The sequence below is a fragment of the Arthrobacter sp. ISL-30 genome, assembly GCF_018613855.1.
In the GTDB taxonomy this organism is placed as follows: domain Bacteria; phylum Actinomycetota; class Actinomycetes; order Actinomycetales; family Micrococcaceae; genus Arthrobacter.
In genome coordinates, this window is sequence record NZ_JAGGPK010000036.1 from 25,150 (window position 1) to 44,556 (window position 19,407).

Annotated in this window: 12 protein-coding genes; 2 read left to right on the top strand and 10 right to left on the bottom strand. The window is 60.4% G+C overall.

Annotated features, from left to right (window positions below; all coding sequences use genetic code 11):
• Window positions 1-2: 2 nt before the first annotated feature.
• The 8 genes from J7E82_RS14605 to J7E82_RS14640 all read right to left on the bottom strand — a co-directional run bounded on the left by J7E82_RS14605 (window position 3) and on the right by J7E82_RS14640 (window position 11,222).
• Window positions 3-2,171 carry a glycogen debranching N-terminal domain-containing protein gene (locus J7E82_RS14605; protein WP_214863862.1) on the bottom strand — a complete coding sequence of 723 codons (2,169 nt, stop codon included), beginning with the start codon at window positions 2,169-2,171 and terminating at the stop codon, window positions 3-5.
• Between the two features lie 1,274 nt (window positions 2,172-3,445).
• Window positions 3,446-4,903, bottom strand: coding sequence for an APC family permease (locus tag J7E82_RS14610; RefSeq protein WP_214863864.1), 1,458 nt, complete (start codon window positions 4,901-4,903; stop codon window positions 3,446-3,448).
• Window positions 4,904-5,316: 413 nt separating this feature from the next.
• A complete protein-coding gene (locus J7E82_RS14615; RefSeq protein ID WP_214863866.1) occupies window positions 5,317-6,111 on the bottom strand; it encodes an SDR family NAD(P)-dependent oxidoreductase in 795 nt (264 codons plus the stop codon).
• A gap of 79 nt (window positions 6,112-6,190) precedes the next feature.
• Window positions 6,191-6,706 (bottom strand): gamma carbonic anhydrase family protein, encoded by a 516-nt coding sequence (locus tag J7E82_RS14620; RefSeq protein WP_308113849.1) that lies wholly within the window; start codon window positions 6,704-6,706, stop codon window positions 6,191-6,193.
• Window positions 6,707-6,725: 19 nt separating this feature from the next.
• Window positions 6,726-7,511 (bottom strand): SDR family NAD(P)-dependent oxidoreductase, encoded by a 786-nt coding sequence (locus J7E82_RS14625; RefSeq protein WP_214863870.1) that lies wholly within the window; start codon window positions 7,509-7,511, stop codon window positions 6,726-6,728.
• Window positions 7,508-8,344 carry a DUF296 domain-containing protein gene (locus J7E82_RS14630; protein ID WP_214863872.1) on the bottom strand — a complete coding sequence of 279 codons (837 nt, stop codon included), beginning with the start codon at window positions 8,342-8,344 and terminating at the stop codon, window positions 7,508-7,510. Before J7E82_RS14630 ends, J7E82_RS14625 begins: the two co-directional genes overlap by 4 nt.
• A 47-nt stretch (window positions 8,345-8,391) precedes the next feature.
• Window positions 8,392-10,032: an AMP-binding protein gene (locus J7E82_RS14635; RefSeq protein WP_251041923.1), complete on the bottom strand. Its 1,641-nt coding sequence runs from the start codon at window positions 10,030-10,032 to the stop codon at window positions 8,392-8,394.
• 17 nt (window positions 10,033-10,049) lie between these two features.
• Window positions 10,050-11,222, bottom strand: a complete 1,173-nt coding sequence (locus tag J7E82_RS14640) for a thiolase domain-containing protein (RefSeq protein ID WP_214863875.1) — start codon at window positions 11,220-11,222, stop codon at window positions 10,050-10,052.
• 197 nt (window positions 11,223-11,419) lie between these two features.
• Between J7E82_RS14640 and J7E82_RS21260 the strand changes: the two genes are divergently transcribed.
• Entirely contained in the window at window positions 11,420-12,634 is a 1,215-nt protein-coding gene (locus J7E82_RS21260; RefSeq protein WP_214863877.1) for a CdaR family transcriptional regulator, read from the top strand.
• Between the two features lie 297 nt (window positions 12,635-12,931).
• Entirely contained in the window at window positions 12,932-14,365 is a 1,434-nt protein-coding gene (locus J7E82_RS14650; RefSeq protein ID WP_251041920.1) for an MFS transporter, read from the top strand.
• A 381-nt stretch (window positions 14,366-14,746) separates the two neighbouring features.
• Here J7E82_RS14650 and J7E82_RS14655 read toward each other — a convergent pair whose 3' ends face one another.
• Both J7E82_RS14655 and J7E82_RS14660 read right to left on the bottom strand, forming a co-directional pair.
• A complete protein-coding gene (locus J7E82_RS14655; RefSeq protein WP_214863879.1) occupies window positions 14,747-15,994 on the bottom strand; it encodes an MFS transporter in 1,248 nt (415 codons plus the stop codon).
• 39 nt (window positions 15,995-16,033) lie between these two features.
• Window positions 16,034-18,895, bottom strand: a complete 2,862-nt coding sequence (locus tag J7E82_RS14660) for an FAD-binding and (Fe-S)-binding domain-containing protein (protein ID WP_214863881.1) — start codon at window positions 18,893-18,895, stop codon at window positions 16,034-16,036.
• Between the last annotated feature and the right edge of the window lie 512 nt (window positions 18,896-19,407).

Sequence of the window (19,407 nt, forward strand, 5' to 3'; positions counted from 1 at the left end):
GTTCAGCTCCTCCTTCTGCCCCAAGTTCTGCCCCGAGCCGACTGCTCGACAAGTTCAGAAATCCAGGGACGGTAGCCGCGATGGAAGGTGATGTTGTCGGGGAGACCCTGAACCGAGGGAATTGAACCTTTTACATCTATGGTGATCCTCCCAGTCCCCATGGGCGCGTTGGTGATGTGTACATCTCCGTAGGAGGGCGGAAGTACTGGGTCCATCCACATGCCGCCTTGTGAAATGTGGGCGTCGTATCGCATGAGGCTCGTTATGAGAAGGATAGGTGTGGTGGCTGCCCAAGCTTGGGGAGAGCAGGCCGATGGGTAGGGCACAGGCTCAGGGAATTGATCACGGCTAAAGCCGCAAAACAGTTCTGGTAAACGCCCGCCGGTATATTCGGCTGCCTCCAGCAAAGCCGTCGAGATCCTCTGCGCCTCTTCCATAAAGCCATAGCGCAACAAACCCGCGGCAATGATGGCATTGTCATGGGGCCAAACTGAACCGTTGTGGTAGCTAGCGGGGTTGTAGGCACCCATGTCACTGCCCAATGTTCTTATGCCCCAGCCACTGAACATTTCTGGAGACATCAGTCTTTTTGCGATTAGTGGAGCTTTGTCTTCATCAACGAGGCCAAGCCAAAGACAATGACCCATGTTGGAAGCACAAGCATCCACCTGTCGCTTTTCGTTATCCAATGCAACGGCGTAGTAACCGTGTTTGGGCATCCAGAACTGCTCATTAAACTTTTTTTTGAACACCACCATCTGGTCGGCCAATTCGTTTCCCAGGGCTTCGTCACCTGCGTCGTAAGCCATCCATGCCCGGGCGGAGTATGCCGCATATACATAGGCTTGGACCTCGCACAACGCGAGAGGCGGCTCGGCCAAACGGCCATCAGCAAAGTTAATTCCATCCCATGAGTCTTTCCAACCCTGATGGATGAGCCCCTGATCATTCAGGCGTTCGTATTCTACGAACCCGTCACCATCTTTGTCCCCAAAGTTGCGGATCCAGTCCAAGGCACGGTCGGCATTAGGCAGCAACTTGGCGATGATGTCCTTCGCGAAGCCCCAGCGGCTGACTGAGCCAAGCACTGCCACAAATAGAGGGGTAGCGTCTACGCTGCCGTAATAGACTGACTTGCCGCCCAGTGCCAGCCCGCTGGAGACGTCGAGCCTGACCTCATGAAGAATCTTGCCAGGCTCTTCCTCGCTTACAGGATCCACTACTTTGCCTTGGTAGTCAGCCAACGTTTGCAAAGTGCCCAGTGCCAGAGAGGGGTCTACAGGTAGTGACATTTCCGAGGCCCACAAGGAATCCCTGCCAAACAGAGTCATGAACCAAGGTGCGCCTGCAGCTACGACGACCCGCTCCGGATGCCTTGGATCCTCAATGCGAAGGGCGCCGAGATCGTCATAACTGCGCTGGAGAGTTCGTTCAATCGACCGGTTACCCATCTGAAGCCTGGGAGTTTTGGCTACCCACTCCAGCCGACGCACATCACTTGGAGACGGTCCGTCCTTTTTGTCACGGACGAACTCAACTGCATCTGCTTCCTCGGCCGCAGGGACCACACTCAGGGAAGTGCTCCAGTAGCCTCTTGCCGGCACCGTAATCCTAAACGTGAGGCCATCCGACTCAATTTCCGCGGCCGATGCGCTGATGACGATGCTCTTGCGGATGTTATGCCACTCCGAGCTGATAGTTATGGAGTCGACGCCCACATGGCGCGTTTCGTTCCAGCTATTTTGGATACGCGCTGCCTTTACTTCGAACAGATCCGCAAAATCCGCTTCCACGCGCAACGAAACTAGGCAATCCACTGATTCAAGGGAGAAATTTCGGATGGTCAATTTTTCTTGGATACCCGCTCCGACCTCATGCAATCTCTCCACGATCAATGGACTGTCCGCTTTTCCATCGGGGCCGCGGATACGTCCGGCGAACAATGCCCGATATGGCTCCTTTGGCTGTGCCGTGAGGGATTCAAGCGAGTGTCCGTTAACGCTTAGGTTCCAGCGAGAAAGGATACGCGTGTCTTGGTGAAACACACCATGCGGTTGCTCAGGGAAGATATCGCCATTGGACAAGGAAATACAGAAAGACGACCCCTCAACAAGAGTGACTGTGCCAGCCCCAAGGGGACCTGCGGCTGTGTCCACATTCCATCCAGCCATGTTTCAGCCTCCTTAAGACACCAACGCTCTCGGCCCAGAAACCTAGTCGGGCACATGCCGCACCACAACCCAATTGGACGCTACTCCGCTAGGTCCATTGACACCAGAGCGCGCGTTGACTCATAAAAAACCTCCGCGAAGGGGCATACATTGCCTCATAAGTAGACCTCCGGTTGACCGGGGTTTGGGTGAACTGCCTGGGGCTAGGCAGGGTGGATGGGTCTGACGATGACGGAAACGCAAGGCCGTGAGGAAGCAGTTGGCAGGGGCCTATCGGGGCGGTGACCGGGTCCGGAAAGGCAAGGATTCTGGACGAGCTCGTTGAGCTGAGCGGCTGCCACCGGGATCATGCCCGGGCGGTGCTGCGGCATGCCCTGGATCCGCCGAGGCCGCGTCCGGTGCGGCCCGGGCCGGGGCGCCGGTGTACGGGGCGGATCTGCAGCACGCTCTGTTGTTCTGCGGGGCGGTGCTGCGGGCCCCGGCAGGGAAGCTGCTGGTGGCTCAGATGCTTTTCCTTGTGCCGCTGTTACGGCAGGAGGGCGCGCTGGATGTCACGGATTCCCAGGCGTTCCTGCTTTCGAGAATGAGCGCGGCTGCGATCGATCGGGCGGCTGGCCGGGGAGCGGGCGAAGCTGCTGCCCCGCGAGCGGTCCCATATCAAGCCCGGGTCGGTGCTGAAGTCCCAGATCCGGGTCCGCACCTGGGCGCAGTGGGATGACGCCCGTGCTTGGGTTCGTGGAGATCGACATGGTCAGTCACGACGAGTCCAATAGCTCCGGGCAGTTTTGCTTCACGCTCACCGTGACCGACATAGCAACCGGCTGGACGGTGAACAGATCGGTGTCCAACAGGGCGCAGAAACACGTGTTCGCCGCCCTGCAGCCCGTGATGAACGTGTTCCCGTTTCCCATGATCGGTATGGATTTGGACAATGGCGTTGGGCAAAGATCATCTGCTGGTTTACTGCCACGTACACCAGGTCGCGTTCACACGTTCCCGTTCGGAAAAAATCGACGGCGGAACAGTGTACTGCAGGTTCCCGGGGTCGGGTTTCGATTTTAGAAGAAGCCTGTCTCATAGTACTTCTAACGGGACTGCCTGACAGCGCCAGGACATGATGCCGATTCCGATTGAGCCGCGGCCGACCGAAGTGCCGTCGGTCGGCCGCGGAGTACTATGCTGCGTTGACCTGCTCAGGAGTTACGACTTGCCACGTCCTCTGTTCTTGGCCCGCGCGACGCGGTCTGGAGTATCCGGAGCACGTGCGGACCCGATCACTGCCGTCCGATCCGGCTGTAGCATTCAGGCTTCCGGCGCTTGTACACCGTCGCTGTCGCGCAACCAAGGATAAAGACGCCTGCTTCCACAGCCATGAGGATGTTGGCTAGCAGCTGGGATCCCCCGACCATCATCGGGAAATTGATTGCTGCCAAGATCAGGCCTATTCCCAAGCCGACTCCGGCGAGAATTGGGCAAATGACAGTGGCCCACTTGGAAGCCAGAGCGCCACCGGCGCGGCGCATGTATACGGCGACTGCAATGTTACAGATGAAGATGATGGCCAAGCCCATAAAGCTGGTCATACCAAGCATGGCGGCGTAGAAGGCCAGCGGATCGAGACCGATGATGACTGCGATTCCGTTCAGGGCGAGGGCGGCGATGCTTGTGGCGATAGAGGCCACGTGCGGAGAACCGTGACGCTTGTGCACGGCCGCCACCCTCGCTGGAAGAATGTTGTCTGCCCCCAGATTGAATACATATCGTGCTGTGATGTTGTGGGCCGCCAATATGACCGCGAAGGTGCTCGTGTTGACCATGACCGTGGCAAGGTCCTGGAGCAGTTTACCGCCGAAGTTAAGGAGGCTGGTGTTCATGGCACCCGTGGGATCCGCCGTGGTGATAGCCACAGCTTGGTCAGTACCTAGGGAACCCATGAACATGATTGAGGAGATGGCATATATCGTCATGGCTACAGCAATGACAGCGCAGGTGGCACGAGGAATAGTCCGTGCCGGATTGCGGACTTCCTCCCGGAACAGCACCGTCACCTCGAAGCCCCCGTACATGCCGATGGCGAGCATTAGTCCCAGGCTGAAGTTGCCGTCAAACCAGTGTGCTGGGCTCAATGGCTCCCACGAAACTCCCGCTCCATTCGCGCCGCCCTGGAAAAAGACGAGGGCATCGTAGGCGACAATGATGAGAAGCTCGGCGAGCAGGAAGAATGCAAGGACCTTGGCCGAGAGCTCGACCTTCAGGTAGCCCAGAATGGCCGATCCGATCCAGAATACGGCGCCCCAGACGTACCAAGGCAATTCGGGGCCGTGGAAGGTGTTAGCCACGAGCTCACCCAACATCACGCCACCGAAAGAGAAGGTACCGGCGTAGACGCAGAAATACGTCAGCAAAGCCCAGTATCCGGAACCCAGGCCCACCTCTCGGCCCAGACCGGCCGTGATCAGGGCATAAAAGCCCCCAGGATTGGGGAGCACGCGTGCCATCCGGGTAAAACCTACGGAGAATAGTGCCAGGATTATGCCCGCTCCGATAAAGGACATCGGTGTCCCAAGCCCAGCTCCCTCCATAACCATGATGGGGATGATGCCGATCACCACTACCATGGGTGCGTTATAGGCCAGCACGCTGAATATGAGCTCGAAGAAGCCCATGTTGCCCTTTAGGTGTGGATTAGACTGAGGCGCTCGCTCGGTCACTGCCGAGATTGTTGTGTCCATTGTCAGTCCCTTTCAGGTACATATTGATTTTGCAGACGCACCACGGCTTCTGCGAGGCCCCTCGAGTTCTGCTGCCGAAGCAAATTGAGATGATTCGGCCCATAGTCTTCGAGCTTTGGCGACCAGGTGAAGCTGTATGGCGACCGGGCACCTACTGTCATTCGGTGCAACATCGGCGCTGCTACGGGTGTTGGTGCTGCCATACCGTTAGATTTTTCGGAAGTTTCATGCAGCAACATGAAAAGATGGTGCCCTTACGCTGGAGTCTTTGGAATTAGAAGAATGACGAAGAGGCGTCTTCCGCGTTGGCGACCTCCCAGTCGCTGCACTCTCCGGCCTGTCGGTGGGATACTTCGATCGTTTCTTGGGCTGGGCGCCTAAGATCAACGATTCAACTTGAGGTGCCCTGACCGTCAGGTCTCCAGGATGCCCGCTGCCATGTATCCTCCATCGACCGGGATAGTGTGGCCAGTAATAAAAGAAGCATCGTCGGAGCAAAGGAAATCGACGGCGGCAGCGACCTCGTCCGGCCTCGCATATCGGCCTAGGGGCACAAGCCGGTTATACGCGGCGCGGGTCTTTGGCGAATGGGTTGTTTTGGCCAAGGCGGTCTCAACGGGACCAGGTGCTACCGCGTTCACCGTTATTCCGAGCGGCGCTAGTTCGATTGCCATTTGTCGTGTCAACCCAGTGACCGCTGCCTTCGATGTGCCGTACGCCATTCGCCCGGCACTGGCCCGTAGCCCACTGACAGAACTAAGGTTAACGACGCGACCCCAGCCGTTTCGTCCCATAAGGGGGACAGCTTCCTTTGTCATCAGCATCGCGCCCGTCACATTTACGGCAAGGGTGGTATTCCAAGTTTCAAGGGACAACTCGGATAACGGCGTGAGCTTTGCAATACCCGCGTTGTTGACCAGAACATCACACCGGCCAAACATTGCTTCCAGTTCCTGGTAGAACTCGACAATGGACTCCTTAGAGGACACGTCGAGGGTCATGCCTTTCGCAGAGTAGCCTGACGACCGCAATTCGTTAGCAAGTCGGTCTGCGCCGGTCCTATCCAGGTCGGCGATCACGGCGGTAAAGTGTGGTCGCATCGCTATGCGACGGGCCACACTCTCGCCGATGCCCCCGGCACCCCCTGTTATTACGGCGACTCGTGATGCCAGTGAGCCATTAGTGGTCGCGGCGGGAGTCGGGTTCATGGGGATATCACCTTTACTTTGCGGTGGTGGCTCACCCTCACCGGGTATTCGAGCCGGGGCGCTGAGCAGCTGGACGTTGTCACTCGGACGAACTTGTTTGATAGGGAGAGGAGCCTGTCACCGGCTGTGAGTCCGGCCGCTCGAGGTGGGCGAACTCGTTTATCTGGTGCCGCCGTGCCAGCGCAGTATAGGTTCGGGCGTTGTCGAGCAGTGCCTTAGCCTCGGCGTCGGAAACGGACCTAATCACTTTGCCGGGAACTCCGGCAACGAGTGAAAGTGGTGGGATGGCTGTGCCTTCGAGGACTACCGTGCCTGCTGCGATGAGACTTCCATCGCCGATGGTTGATCCGTTCAGGACGACGGCGCCCATACCCACTAATACTCCATGCCCGATTGTGGACCCGTGGCAAATAGCGCCGTGGCCCAAAGTGGTGTTGTTGCCGATTGTAAGGGGGAAATTGGGATCAGAGTGGAGGACACAGTTGTCCTGGATATTGGACCCGTTGCCGACCCGGATCGGGGCCAGATCTGCCCGGGCGACGGCGCCGTACCAGATACTCGATCCCGGACCTACGACGGTAGCGTTGGGGGCCACCCAGGGCCCTGGAGAGTGATTAGACACAGCGGGCCGCCAAGCCGCCGTCGACCGGGAGGCAGATGCCGTTAATGTACGACGCCTTGTCCGAGGCTAGAAAAACGGAGGCGTTGGCGATGTCCTGAGGAGAGCCCATTCGTCCGGTGGGACTCAGGGCATGGCGGGCGGCCAGGGCTTGGGGGTCGTCTGTGATCTTGTGGGTCACGAGTGGCGTGTCGATAAGTCCTGGGAGAATTGCGTTTGCCCGGATTCCTTGCTTGGCGTAAGTCAGGGCCAGAGAGACAGTCAGTTGGTTCACTGCTGCTTTGGCTGAGCTGTAGGACGGGTAGGTGTAGCCGGTGTCGCGGATACTTGCGACTGACGAGATATTCGTGATGACGCCTCGGCCAGCCTGCAACATGTGCGGGACCGTGTGGCGGCAGGTCAGATAAGCGCTGGTGAGATTGAGGCCAATGGAAGCGTTCCAGACGTCCAGATCGGTGTCGAGGACCGATCCCATTCTTGGGGCGCCCACGTTGTTGTGCAGTATTTCGGGGGTCCCGAGCTCTTGCACGACCGTTGCGACTGCACGGGCAACGTCGGTCTCTAAAGTCACGTCGGCGGTGATGCTGATACCGATCCCGCCTGCTGCGACGATCTGCTTCGCGACGCGATCCGCCTCATAGCTGTTTACATCAATGGCCGCCACCACTGCGCCCGCGGCGGCGTAGGCCAAGGCAGCTGCCTCACCGTTGCTCATGCCGGCACCGCTGGAACCGGCACCAAAAACGAGGGCGACCTTGCCCTCAAGTTCATGTGTGTTCATCGCATAATTTCTTCCACTAGCAGGTCAAGAGTGCAGGCCACGATGCTTTCTTCCTCGACTAGTTGTCCGGCATGGACGGCGCCAAAGCGGTCGATGGCAATACCGCTGATTCGCGCGGCAGCGGGTTCGCTCAGGTCGAACTCACCGGTCAGGGCTACCTCTGTAGCGGGACCCTCTACGACTAGAACACTGTCACCGCGGCGAAAGACAGCACCCACAAGGCTGCCGACGCTGCCAGCGATTGAGGCTCGCTCGAAACCCTGCTCGCGCATGATTTCCCGGACGGCGGAGGCGACCTCGACGCCTGGTGCCAAACGGGACATGACGGCACGCACTGAACCACTCTGGTCCAGATTGCGGGAGGGGCAGGGGTGGGGCATGAAGACCGGAAGGTTGCACTCGGGGTCGGTGTCGTTGATTAGCTCGACTTCGTCCAGGGCGTGGACGATGGCATGGACAGGCCCGGGGCCGATGACGGTTTCCCACCAGAGATGGCCTCCTCGGACATCTCCGTTGGCATCAAACCAAGCGGCATGGCAGTGGGCAAGGCGCTCCCCGTCACGGAATCCAACGGTGGCAGACCCTGCGATCACCCGGGCCGGCACCAAAGCCTCGTGCGTCGAGCTGAATGTAACAGCGGCTGATCCGTCGTGGCACAGTGCTGGGATGCAGTAGCTTACCCTGGACAGGGATCCGTCGAGGAGCTCGACCTGGCCTGATGTGGCTCCCAGTGACTCCAGTGCCTCGGCCATGGCATCGAGGAGCCGCGCCCCTGCCGGGAGGATCACGGGTCTCGGGATGGTGCGGGTGGTTACTGCGGTCCTGCGCTCCACAGCGACGACTCCTGGGTGTTTAAGGGGCTTGGTCCGCCGGGTGAGATTCACAGCGTAGCTGCCTTCTTTTCGCCTGTGCCGGGGCCAAGCTGGGGGTCCCAGCCGAGTTCGAGAAAGAGCTGCCGTACTGTGCGGCGAACGATTTTTCCGTTTCCGGAGCGCGGCAGTTCGTCCCAGAAAACGATGTGGCGCGGCACTTTGTAACGGGCCATGCGTTCGGAGAGATACTGGCGCATCTCCTCTTCGCTCGTGGAACTGCCGGGGTGCAGTACGCATACAGCCACTCCGACCTCGCCCCATGTGGAGTGGGGCATTCCGAGGACAAGTGTTTCCTGAACGGCAGGGTGGGAGAGGATCTTTTCCTCGATGTCGCGGGGGTGGATGTTCGATCCACCGGAGATGAACATGTCGGAGGAGCGGCCCGTGATGTAAAGGAAGCCCTCTTCATCGAACGTTCCGATGTCCCCGGTGCGGAGCCAGCCGTCACGGAATGCTGCCTCGTTCGCCTTGGGGTTATTCAGGTACCCAGGGAACACTCCGGGTCCGGCGACGCAGATCTCACCGTGCTCCAACGGCGGCAGCTCGTTGCCCTGCTCGTCTTGGATGCTCACCTGCATCCCCGTTCGCGGGAAGCCGCAGGTGCTGAACTCGATTCCCGGAGGTGACGGGTGACCGTGATGGTGCGGCGGAAGGACTGTGATGTTTCCCGTGGCTTCGGCCAGGCCGTAGTACTGCACGAGAACCTCGCCGAGGACGGCGCGAGCATGCTGCTGGTCTCGGCTCGGCATCGGTGCGCCCGCGTAGACGACGTAGCGCAGGGAGGAGTGGTCACGCGTGCTGCTCGACTCATCGTCGACCAGGCGCTTGAGGATGGTGGGGACCGTGAACATGTTGACTACCCGCTCGGTCTCGATCAGTTCCCACACCTCTGCCGGATTCAGGCTGAACGAGAGCGGGATGACCGTAGCTGCTCCTCGTGCCACCTGTGGTAGAAGGTGGACGCCTGCACCGTGCGAAAGAGGGGCAACAACGAGAGAACGATCCGTTTCAGTTGTGGTGGGCATCAGATCGGCGAGGTGGTTGGTAACTACAAAGCCGAGCTGGTCGTGGCTGAGCACTGCCGCTTTCGGTGGGCCGCTGGTCCCGGAGGTGAAGAAGTACCAGGCGGCATCGCCTTCCCAGACGCCCCGGTCCTGGAGCGGGCCGGCCGGACGGACGTAAGTGCTGATGGCGTCCGGTCCCGAGGATTCGAGCCAGAGCGTTTCCAGTCCCGGCCCGACAGCCGCCTTAACAGCGCCGACGTGGGAGGCGGTGGATGAGTGGGCAATCATCAGCACCGGTTTGCAGACTTCGGCGATCGAGGCGAAGTCACTCTCGTGCAGACGGGTGTTGACAGGCGCCAAGACCGCACCGATACGCCAAGTGGCATACATGGCCTGCACGAACTCGGGATGGTTGGGCGCGTCCAGCAGCACACACTGTCCAGGCTTGACGCCCCTTTCAATCATCTGGGCGGCTAGGGCTGTGACCCTCTCGTCCAGGTCGCGCCAGCTCCAGCATGTTTGTCCATGAATCACAGCATCAGCATCCGGAATTCGCCTGGCAGTTTGGGTCAGAAAATGAGCCAGGTTTACTGCCCTATGAGCCGGGATGCCGACAGGACTTCCGGGGGTGGGGGCAGAGGTCATTTTTGTGTTGATGGCGTTCACCGGCCACTCTCCAGAACCGTTGCATAGTTTGCCACTCCGCTGCCGCCCATGTTGAACACCGCTGCCCGGTTGGCTTTAGCCAACTGCATAGCACCGGCCTCGCCAACGAGCTGCATTGCCGCCATCACATGCTGCGACACGCCTGTCGCTCCCAGCGGGTGGCCCTTGGACTTCAAGCCTCCGGAGACATTTACCGGCAACCATCCATCGCGGTCAGTGGCGCCGCTGGCCAGGACCTGGGCTGCCTTACCGGGTTCGGCGATACCGAAAGCTTCGTACTGCAGAAGCTCGGCGATCGTGAAGCAGTCGTGGGTCTCGAGCAGATCCAAGTCCTGAAGGGTCACCGACGCTTCGTCGATGGCTGTGCGGAAGGCGCGGCCCGCGCCGGTCAAGGCAAGAGGGTCGGGACGCGCGGCGACTGCCAAATGGTCGTTAACGTGCCCACGGCCGCGGACGACAACCGACCGGCGGGCAGTGCGAGCTACATCTGCGTGGGTGATAACCATCGCTGCTGCACCATCAGAGACCATCGAGCAGTCGGTGCGCAGCAGCCGCCCAGCCACCTTGGGATTCCGCTCGGACTCGGTGGCGCAGAAATCAAATCCCAGGTCCTTGCGCATATGTGCCCATGGGTTGTCCACACCGTTGCGATGGTTCTTTGCGGCAATCATCGCCATGGCGTCATGGGGATCGCCGTATCGGTTCGCGTATTGATCGGCGAGCCCTGCGAAGACACCTGCGAAACTGCCGGCAGACGCTTCGGTCCTCCGATGTGAACCGCTAAGCAAAATTCTGTTAACCTCGCTGTTTGCAGTCGAGGTCATCTTCTCCGCGCCAACGACGAGCACGGTCCGGGCTCGCCCGGCCTCGATGCGGTCCAAGGCTGCAAAAATGGCAGCGGAGCCAGTCGCGCAAGCATTCTCCACATGCGTGGCCGGCACTCCGGCCAGCTCCGGCATGGCAGCTCCAGCGAGAGCACCCTCGAATCCTTGCGCTGAAAACCCGTTGTTGAAAACGCCGACGTATATCGCGTCGATGTCGCGGGGCTCAAGTCCTGAGTCTTCTATGGCGGCGCTGCCGATAGCTGCGATCAAGGCTTCAACGTCCTCGTGCGGCAGCCGTCCGAAGGGGGTATGTGCCCATCCAATGATGTGGGGTGAAGTGACCATCGAAACCTCTTCGTTTCAAAGCTTGTGCCGGAACACCTTGACCCAAGAGCCAGGAACCGGCATCAGAACTGGAAAGGAGCGCCCGTTTTGCGTGGGCTGCTGTGTCTTCCCTCACGATGTCAGGGATCGTGTGGGGAAGGGACCGTCTGGCGACGAGAGAAAGTGAAAACCTTTCCTCTATCTGTAGAATCAGTGGCGTGAGTGATAGCCGGATTCAAATCGCCGTGGACCAACTGGCGGAGCACTTGCGCCGTTCGGTGGTCATTATCGACCCAGGTGTCCAGATGCTTTATTCCAGCGTCCATTTCGGCGATGAAGACCAAGTTCGTGTGCAGGCGATCCTCAACAGAGGCGCTAGCACTAAGGCGATAGGCCACGTCCTCGCCCAGGGCGTATCGACGTGGACCACGGCTGGCATCATCCCGGCCAATGACGAGATCGGGATGAAGGCGCGCGTCTGCGTGCCGATCAGGTGGCACGGGGAGCTCCTGGGCCAGATGATGGTCATGGACGCAGACGGAACTTTGACCACTTCCGAGTTGTCAGCCATCAACCAGACGGCCCAGGACATCGCAGCTGCCATGTCCGTTGAGGGGCAAAAAGAATCCGATTCTGGGGTTCAAGAACAGGCGGTCCGGGATCTGGTCCAGCGGGACGCGAGATTACGTCGGCGCGCTCTTATAGAGCTTGGGGCAAGCCACGCACCGGAACGTTTCGAGTACGTGACGGCTGTGGAGTTGGGGGTGCAGGGGATCTCCAACAGTGCGACGGCGTCGCACGCCGATGCCGCCTTACGCGCTGTGTTGACCATGGGTTACCGGCAGGGACGTCTTGCAGAGCTGCACGCTGTGGACTCGGGCACTGGCCTACTCCTTCTTGGCAGCGCTGCGCCCCCCGGGCAGCCCGCCATCCGGCTCCACGTGCAAAAAATGCTCGATCAGCTGGAGGATCTGTCCTCCGGGAGGTTCGGCTGCGTGGCCGGCATCGGACCCTCCCTCTCAGGGCTTGAGCAGGCCCACAAAGCTGCTGGGCAAGCCCATTTGGCGCGGCGGGCAGCGGCGAGTGTCCTCGGTACGCAGGTAGCGGCATGGGCAGATCTGGGACCCTACGCGCTGCTGTTGCGGATACCCGAGGAGGACCTGAATGAGGAATCACTGCCTGAAGAAGTCCGGCGGCTTCTCGCCGTCGATCCTGGTCGGGACCTGACCGAGACGCTGCGGCGCTATCTCGATTACGCCTGCAACGGCCCGGCGGCCTCCGAGGCGCTGCACATCCACCGCACCACGCTCTACTACCGTCTGGGACGCATTTCCGAGCTGACCGGACTGGATCTGTCCGACGGCCGGACGCGGCTCAGCCTTCACCTCGGGCTGACCATGCTTGACCTCCTCCCTGCCGGCCCCTCGCACTGACGCGGCAAGGGAAGCTTCCAGCCCCACACGCGGGGCTAACTCTTTGCCTCTTATTGAGCGGCTTCTTCGGTGCGGAGTCCCGTCTGACGCGGCGCCCTAACTAATGGTCGAGCTGACTGGACCGCGTGCAGCTTTTCGACCATCAGAGGAAAGTGCACGCCAATCTCTCATAGATCAGTAGTAGTGATGTACAGCACACATCACCCAAGCTGGTGTGAGCAGGCTTACGCTCTCGCGGGCTGCTCTTCGACCCGTTCTCTAGCGTTTCCCCTCTTAACCAGCAAGGAGATTGTCCTAATGAGTTCCGGAACTGAACAAGTACACCCGAACAAGGACCAACCGGTCATGCAGGTCCAAGTTATGCGCAAAGTCGCCACGCGGCTCATTCCCTTCCTGGCGCTGGCGTACTTCCTTAACTACCTGGATCGGACCAACATTTCCTTTGCCAAGCTCACAATGAGCGCGGATTTGGGGCTTAGCGAGACGATGTATGGCCTGGCGAGCGGGCTCTTCTTCATCGGTTACGTGTTCTTGGAAGTTCCCAGCAACTTGGCACTGCACAGGTTTGGTGCACGTCGCTGGATAGCCCGGATCATGGTGAGCTGGGGCCTTGTTACCGCAGCAATGGCATTGGTAAACACCCCAGCCTCCCTTTATGTTGCGCGAATCCTGCTCGGCATAGCGGAGGCAGGGTTTTTTCCTGGCATCGTCCTGTACCTCACGTTCTGGTTTCCGCGTGCCGTAAGGGTTCGGCTCATCGGAACGTTCATGGTCGCGCTACCCGTATCCTCGGCCTTGGGCGCCCCCGTGTCGGCTGCAATTCTCCAGTATCTGGACGGCCTGTTCGGCCTGGCCGGGTGGCAAGTGATGTTTCTATTCCAAGGCGTCCCAACAGTTCTGTTGGGTGTAGTTGCGTGGTTCTACCTGACAGACCGCCCGCAGCATGCGAAATGGCTCTCTGCTCCGGAGCGGGAGTGGCTCGCCGGTACCATCGACGCCGAACACCAGAGTGCATCAGAGGTAGGTCACGCATCCGTGGTTCATACCCTTCGCGATCCTCGCGTGTGGGCTCTTGGCCTGGTCTATTTCGGTATCGCCTATGGCCTCTTCGCTCTGAGCTTCTTCCTCCCCACCATCGTTGGCGGACTCGCCAAGACATTCAACACCAAATTCTCCATCCTAGAGACCGGCCTGATAGTCGCGGTTCCTTTCGCGTGTGGTGCGATCGCTATGGTGTTCTGGAGTCGGCACTCGGACCGTACCGGGGAGCGGGTCTGGCACGTCGCCCTGCCTGCGCTCCTTGCGGCCGTCAGTATCCCGCTGGCCCTGTACACGGACTCACCCTTCGCCACGATGGCCGTTATCTCCGTCACCGCCATCGGCATCTTCTGCGCGCTGCCCGTGTTCTGGTACCTGCCCTCAACGTTCCTGGCAGGAGCCGGCGCAGCGGCCGGTATCGCTCTGGTGAACACCTTGGGTGCAACATCCGGCCTCGTCGCCCCCTACATGACCGGGTGGCTGCTTGACATCACTGGCGACTCGCGTGCCGCCATGTGGCTCGTCGGAGGATTCGAGCTCGTAGCTGTAATAGCGGTGCTCCTCCTGCGCAAGAGCCTCCACGCAGCAGACAAGCATCGCGGTTCTGAGGCCCGCACTGCACCCCCGGTACTTCGAGGGAGCGGACCCACCAACTTAAGCCCTGAGGACGGCATAACCGGACGCCCGGTTTGAAGGCCTCACGGTTGATGGGGCGAGCGAGTGCAGATAGAGAATGGTGCCGACGGAACGGTACCTTCCTGTTCTGTCAGGCCGCTGAGGAGGTTGGCGTCCTCGGGATCACGGTCAATTCGCTGACACTCGGCTCCATCCCCCAGGAGTCGAGTGTCACCGGTCAAATGCTGCTGGAATGCGGCAGCGCACGAATAAGGCTCAGACGCCCCGTACACGCAATGGCTCTAAGGTATCTGTCGGCGCCAGAAGGGCCCCACGGCCTAGGCTTCGTGTCCGGTCGCTAGACAGGACGTGCGGATCTTGTAAGGCGCCCGGCTGCGGGACCGTGTTCAACCTGGTAAACGAATTCGGCCCAAGGGATGGCGATTGCGGATTCTCGGCTCAGTCGTTTACTCGGGTTGATCGTCTATATATAAGACATATGGCGGCGAAGAAGAGGGCGGCCCCTGAAGCGCCAAGCAGGAACGTATTGACGCCGACCGTCGCGCCCCAGAAATCCATGGCCAACCCAAGACCGAGAACCGGAAGGGCGCTGCCCAGGTAGGTCACGACGTACATCAGGCTGACGGTCCGGGCCGCGGTTCCCAAAGGAAGCTCGGAATTGAGCCCGGCGAAGAGTGTCCGGAAGCCAATACCCTGGCTCAGACCCGTGAGGGTTGCAGCAATGAACAGCAGACCCCGGAGCTGCTGAATCTGGCTGACCACAACCAGCACAAGACCGCCCGCCATCACCATCAGACTAATCGCTGCTTTATGCCGCCCGCGGACCGGCACTAGCTGGGCGCACGCCGAGCCGCCCAGTACCAGCGCGCCCGACAGCCCGCCCATGATTCTCGACCCACCTAGCATCGGCGCATAGAACGCCGGGGCGACGGAGAGAAAGAAACCAAACACGGCAAAGGACAAAAAGCCCACACCCGAGGTGAGAAAGAACGTTCTGAAAATAGACCGGGGAAGCGACGGGCGGGGAGGGCGCAAACTCCCGAAGAACCCACGTGGTGGGGGATCCAGGACTGGAGGATTAGCACGCACCGCTGCCAGCATGACAAGTACCACCACCACGGCCAGGAGATACACAGAGAACGGGACACCAATAGGATCCCCGAGTTCGGATAACCACCCGCCCACAAGGGGGCCGGCGGCGCCTCCTCCCACGGAAGCCAGTAAGGTGATTCGGGCGCAGAGACCCGGCTCGCCCGGCAACAGATCCCGAAGTGCCGCTGCACCCGCCCCGAAGGACAAGGCGACCGCCAGCCCGTGAAGAGCCCTGCCCGCCAGCAGTTCGGGGAGGCCCGAAGCCAGGAGAAGCACAACAGCGGCAAGGATGCCAAGCCCCAAGCTAGCCACGAGCACCACCCGTCGCCCCATGTACTCAGACCAGTGGCCGAAAAGGGGCAATCCGATCACCACCGGCAGGACATAGGCTACAAAGGCTGCCGTCACAGCACCGTTGCCCAGCATCATACGTTCCTGGAACACGGGAAACAGCGGGGTCATCAAGTTGGTCCCCAAGGGGAGCAGGCCAACGACGAGGGCGGCAAGAACAATGCGTACCGCGGGCGGTGCGTCCCACCCCCGGGGCGAAGGGTTCGGGCGAAGCAAAAACTCCCGGGCGAGATTCAGCAGCATAATATCTTTCTCAATGTCGGAATTCGGCCGTGCGGAGATTTAGCCTGAACGCGTTGCCTTCTCCAGATACTGGAGCACGTGCCAATATGGCCGTCCCGTGGCTTCGGTCATTCCCTGCTCGCAGGTGCGGTTGAGGGAGGCGTAGGCGTCGTACTGGCCGGAATTGATCTCGGCCGCCTCTGCTGCGGTGGCAGACGCCGTTAGCTCGGGGTGCAACATCCCCCTGTCTCCTGCATAGGCGCAACAGCTCCATTCTTGGGGGAGAACGACTTTGCTGGCCACTGCCCGTGCCACCGTTTCCAAGGCGTCGGTGATGCCCAGATGGATAGAGGAGCACGTCGGGTGGAGGGCCATCGAGTCCAGGGGCCTGGTCACGTTGAGGCGGGACAGGACGTTGTCCGCGATGAATTCCACCGAGTCAACGAACCGGAGCATGCTGTATTCGGGAGACGTCAGGGCGAGGTCACGCATGGCCGCCAATCCTTCCGTGCACGAGGACGCGTCGCACACCACCGGTAGTCGGCCGTGATCGGAGGCTTCCCAGAGCATACTGAGCGTACGCGGTGCCATCGTGCGATATCCCGAGGGCAGGCCCTTGGATTTCCAGGGCGTCCCGCAGCACGCGGAGCCAATCCTATCGGGGATGGTAATAGCCACACCGGCCCGTTCGCACAGGGCAAGGAACGCCTCGGAGACGGAAAGCCCAGTCCCGTCTGGAGTGCCGAACATGCCGGAGACGCACGCGGGAAAGAAGACGGCTGTAGCAGCCTCGTCCCGGCGTGAGGGCCGTGGCCGTCCACCTCCAGGCAGCAGGTTCTGATACTGAGGAACGTGTTCGTCGCCCAGTACGGCGCGGCCGACCTGAGTTACAGCCCGTGGCAGCATCGGCGGAAGTGCGTTCGCCAGGCTGAGCCCGAGGCCGGCCACTCGTGTGGTCGTTTCCCACACCGATGCGGCTGCCCCCCAGACACGATCGGCGAGGACGGAATGGTTCTCCGCACGCAAACGGCGAACGAGATCTCCGGTGTTGATGCTCACCGGGCACGCTGTGGCGCACATGCCGTCCACGGCACACGTCTGCAAACCCTCGTAGTCATACTCCTTGCGCAGACGCATGGCCAGTTCATGGTCGCCGTTGGCTTCCGCAGCCTCAATCTCCCGGCGCCCTACGATGCGCTGTCTCGGCGTGAGAGTGAGGTCTTTGGAAGGACACACGGGCTCGCAGTAACCGCACTCCACACACCGGTCGACCTCCTCCTCCACTGTTGGCGCAGTTTTGAGGTGATTAAGGTAGGAGCGCGGATCATCGCTGAGCACAACGCCCGGATTGAACGCGTTCCGTGGATCCACAAGCGCTTTGAGCTGGCACATGACCTCATATAGTTCGTCCCCGTACTGGCGCCGAACATACGGGGCCATGATCCGGCCCGTGCCGTGCTCTGCCTTTAAAGAACCGCCCCGCTCCAGAACGAGCTGAACCATCTCCTCCGTGAACTGCTCATACCGCCCCAAACACACAGAGTCCTCGAAGTTTTCGTTGAGCATGAAGTGGACGTTTCCGTCCTTGGCGTGGCCGAAGATCACGGAATCCTCATACGCGTGGCTCTCGAAGAGGCGCGTGAGCTCCTGGCACGTTTCGCCCAGGACGGCAACGGGAACGACGATGTCCTCCAGCAGGGCATTTGACCCACTGGGCCGACTCCCGGCCACCGTGGCGTACAGACCTTTCCGGACCTTCCACAGAGCCGCGCGTTCGCCAGACACGTCCGTCAGTGTTGCGGGGGTGCTGAGATTCAGGCTCGCAAAGAGCCGTTCAGCCTCTGCGGTGCGGTCGCGGAGTTCCTGATCGTCGCGCCCCTGATATTCCACCAACAGGGCAGCATGTTCCTGCACATTAATCTCCGCCATTCGCGCGGGGGCTTGGCCACTGCGCTGAGCCATGCGCAGCGAGGTCGAATCCAAAAGTTCCACGGTGGCAGATCGCGCGTCCACCAGATCCGGCACAATGCTTGTGGCACTGATCAGGTCCGGGAAGACGAGTAGACCGGTGGCTACCTTGGGCATGACCTCCACGGTGTGAAAAACGGCCTCTGCCACGAAACCGAGTGTGCCCTCGGACCCGATCAGAAGATGCTCCAGAATGCGCACCGGTTCCTCGAAATCGAGGAAAGCATTGAGCCCGTAACCCATGGTGTTCTTCATTGAGAACTGATGGCGAAGGGTCCGCACGGAGGCCGCGTTCTCCACCACGCGACGACGCAGGCCGATCAATCCCGCGTGCAGTTCGGGCTCACGCTCGCGGAAAATGCTGTCCGCCCCCACGTCGGCCGTGTTCACCACTGTCCCAGACGGCGTCACGAAGGTCATTGACTCCAAAGTTTGGTACGTGTTGAACTCCGTACCACAGTGCATCCCCGAAGAGTTGTTCGCGACGACGCCCCCAATGGTGCAGGCTGCTTCGCTCGCCGGATCCGGACCCAACTTCCGCCCGTACTGAGCCAGCCGCTGATTGACTTGCCGCACAGTCGCCCCGGGCTGGACGCGAACGCGGCGGCCCCCGTCCAGCACCTCGATGTTCCGGAAGTTTCGGCGAGTGTCCACAAGGACTTGGTCCGAAACCGACTGGCCCGACAGTGAGGTGCCGCCAGAACGGAAGGTGAGCCCCAAGCCATGGCGATCAAGGACCCGAAAAAGCTCACCCATGCCCGCCACGGAACCGGGACGGACGACAGCCCGGGGTTGGAGAAGATAGTGGGAAGCGTCGTGCGCGGTGGTGCGACGTTCCAGTTCCGACTCCACTACAGAGCTTGGCCCTCCCCATGCCCGAAGGTCGCGCAGCAACGCGTCGTCCTCAGTTCGGGGAGATCGCTGCAGGCGATGCGCGGAGTGGATAAGAGTCATTGTTGAGTTCCTCTAAGGGGAAGGGATTGGAAAAGGTCGGCAGGGCGCGCCTTTCCATGCCGGGGCGGTCCGCACCCTTTCCCACTATGCCCGCGAAACGGTCTTTGATGCACCGACTCTGGACGAAACACCTCACGGAAGATTGCTCCACTTGTAGTGTCTTCTAGCGATAAGTGTCATGAAGAATAGTTCTGAAGATGTGGGGCGTTGTTCTTGAATGGCGCGGCCGATCAGGTAAGGCCCGACGTCTGCACTTGTCCTCCCTATTCATGGCCGCGCTGAGATTGCTATCGGCGATCAAAACTGGTGCCCACCACATGCAGGATGAGCAGGTTGCCGGGCGGCCTCGCCAGCCCTGCCTAGTAGCTCCAGTTTCGCCGTCCAGTCGTTGACTCTCTCGCTTCCGCGGGTTGTTCGTCCCACACGCGAATCGATGCCCACAGGAATTTACTAGGATCCCCTAGTAAATAGTAGGAATACCTAGTATCTTGATGTTGAAGTTCTAACTTGTC

What these genes read in the sequence shown, in the direction of transcription:
- J7E82_RS14605 (WP_214863862.1), bottom strand. Translation starts at nt 2,171, where the DNA reads ATGGCTGGATGGAATGTGGACACAGCCGCAGGTCCCCTTGGGGCTGGC.
- J7E82_RS14660 (WP_214863881.1), bottom strand. Translation starts at nt 18,895, where the DNA reads ATGACTCTTATCCACTCCGCGCATCGCCTGCAGCGATCTCCCCGAACT.
- J7E82_RS14625 (WP_214863870.1), bottom strand. Translation starts at nt 7,511, where the DNA reads ATGAACACACATGAACTTGAGGGCAAGGTCGCCCTCGTTTTTGGTGCC.
- J7E82_RS14650 (WP_251041920.1), top strand. Translation starts at nt 12,932, where the DNA reads ATGAGTTCCGGAACTGAACAAGTACACCCGAACAAGGACCAACCGGTC.
- J7E82_RS14640 (WP_214863875.1), bottom strand. Translation starts at nt 11,222, where the DNA reads ATGGTCACTTCACCCCACATCATTGGATGGGCACATACCCCCTTCGGA.
- J7E82_RS14655 (WP_214863879.1), bottom strand. Translation starts at nt 15,994, where the DNA reads ATGCTGCTGAATCTCGCCCGGGAGTTTTTGCTTCGCCCGAACCCTTCG.
- J7E82_RS14615 (WP_214863866.1), bottom strand. Translation starts at nt 6,111, where the DNA reads ATGAACCCGACTCCCGCCGCGACCACTAATGGCTCACTGGCATCACGA.
- J7E82_RS14635 (WP_251041923.1), bottom strand. Translation starts at nt 10,032, where the DNA reads ATGACCTCTGCCCCCACCCCCGGAAGTCCTGTCGGCATCCCGGCTCAT.
- J7E82_RS14610 (WP_214863864.1), bottom strand. Translation starts at nt 4,903, where the DNA reads ATGGACACAACAATCTCGGCAGTGACCGAGCGAGCGCCTCAGTCTAAT.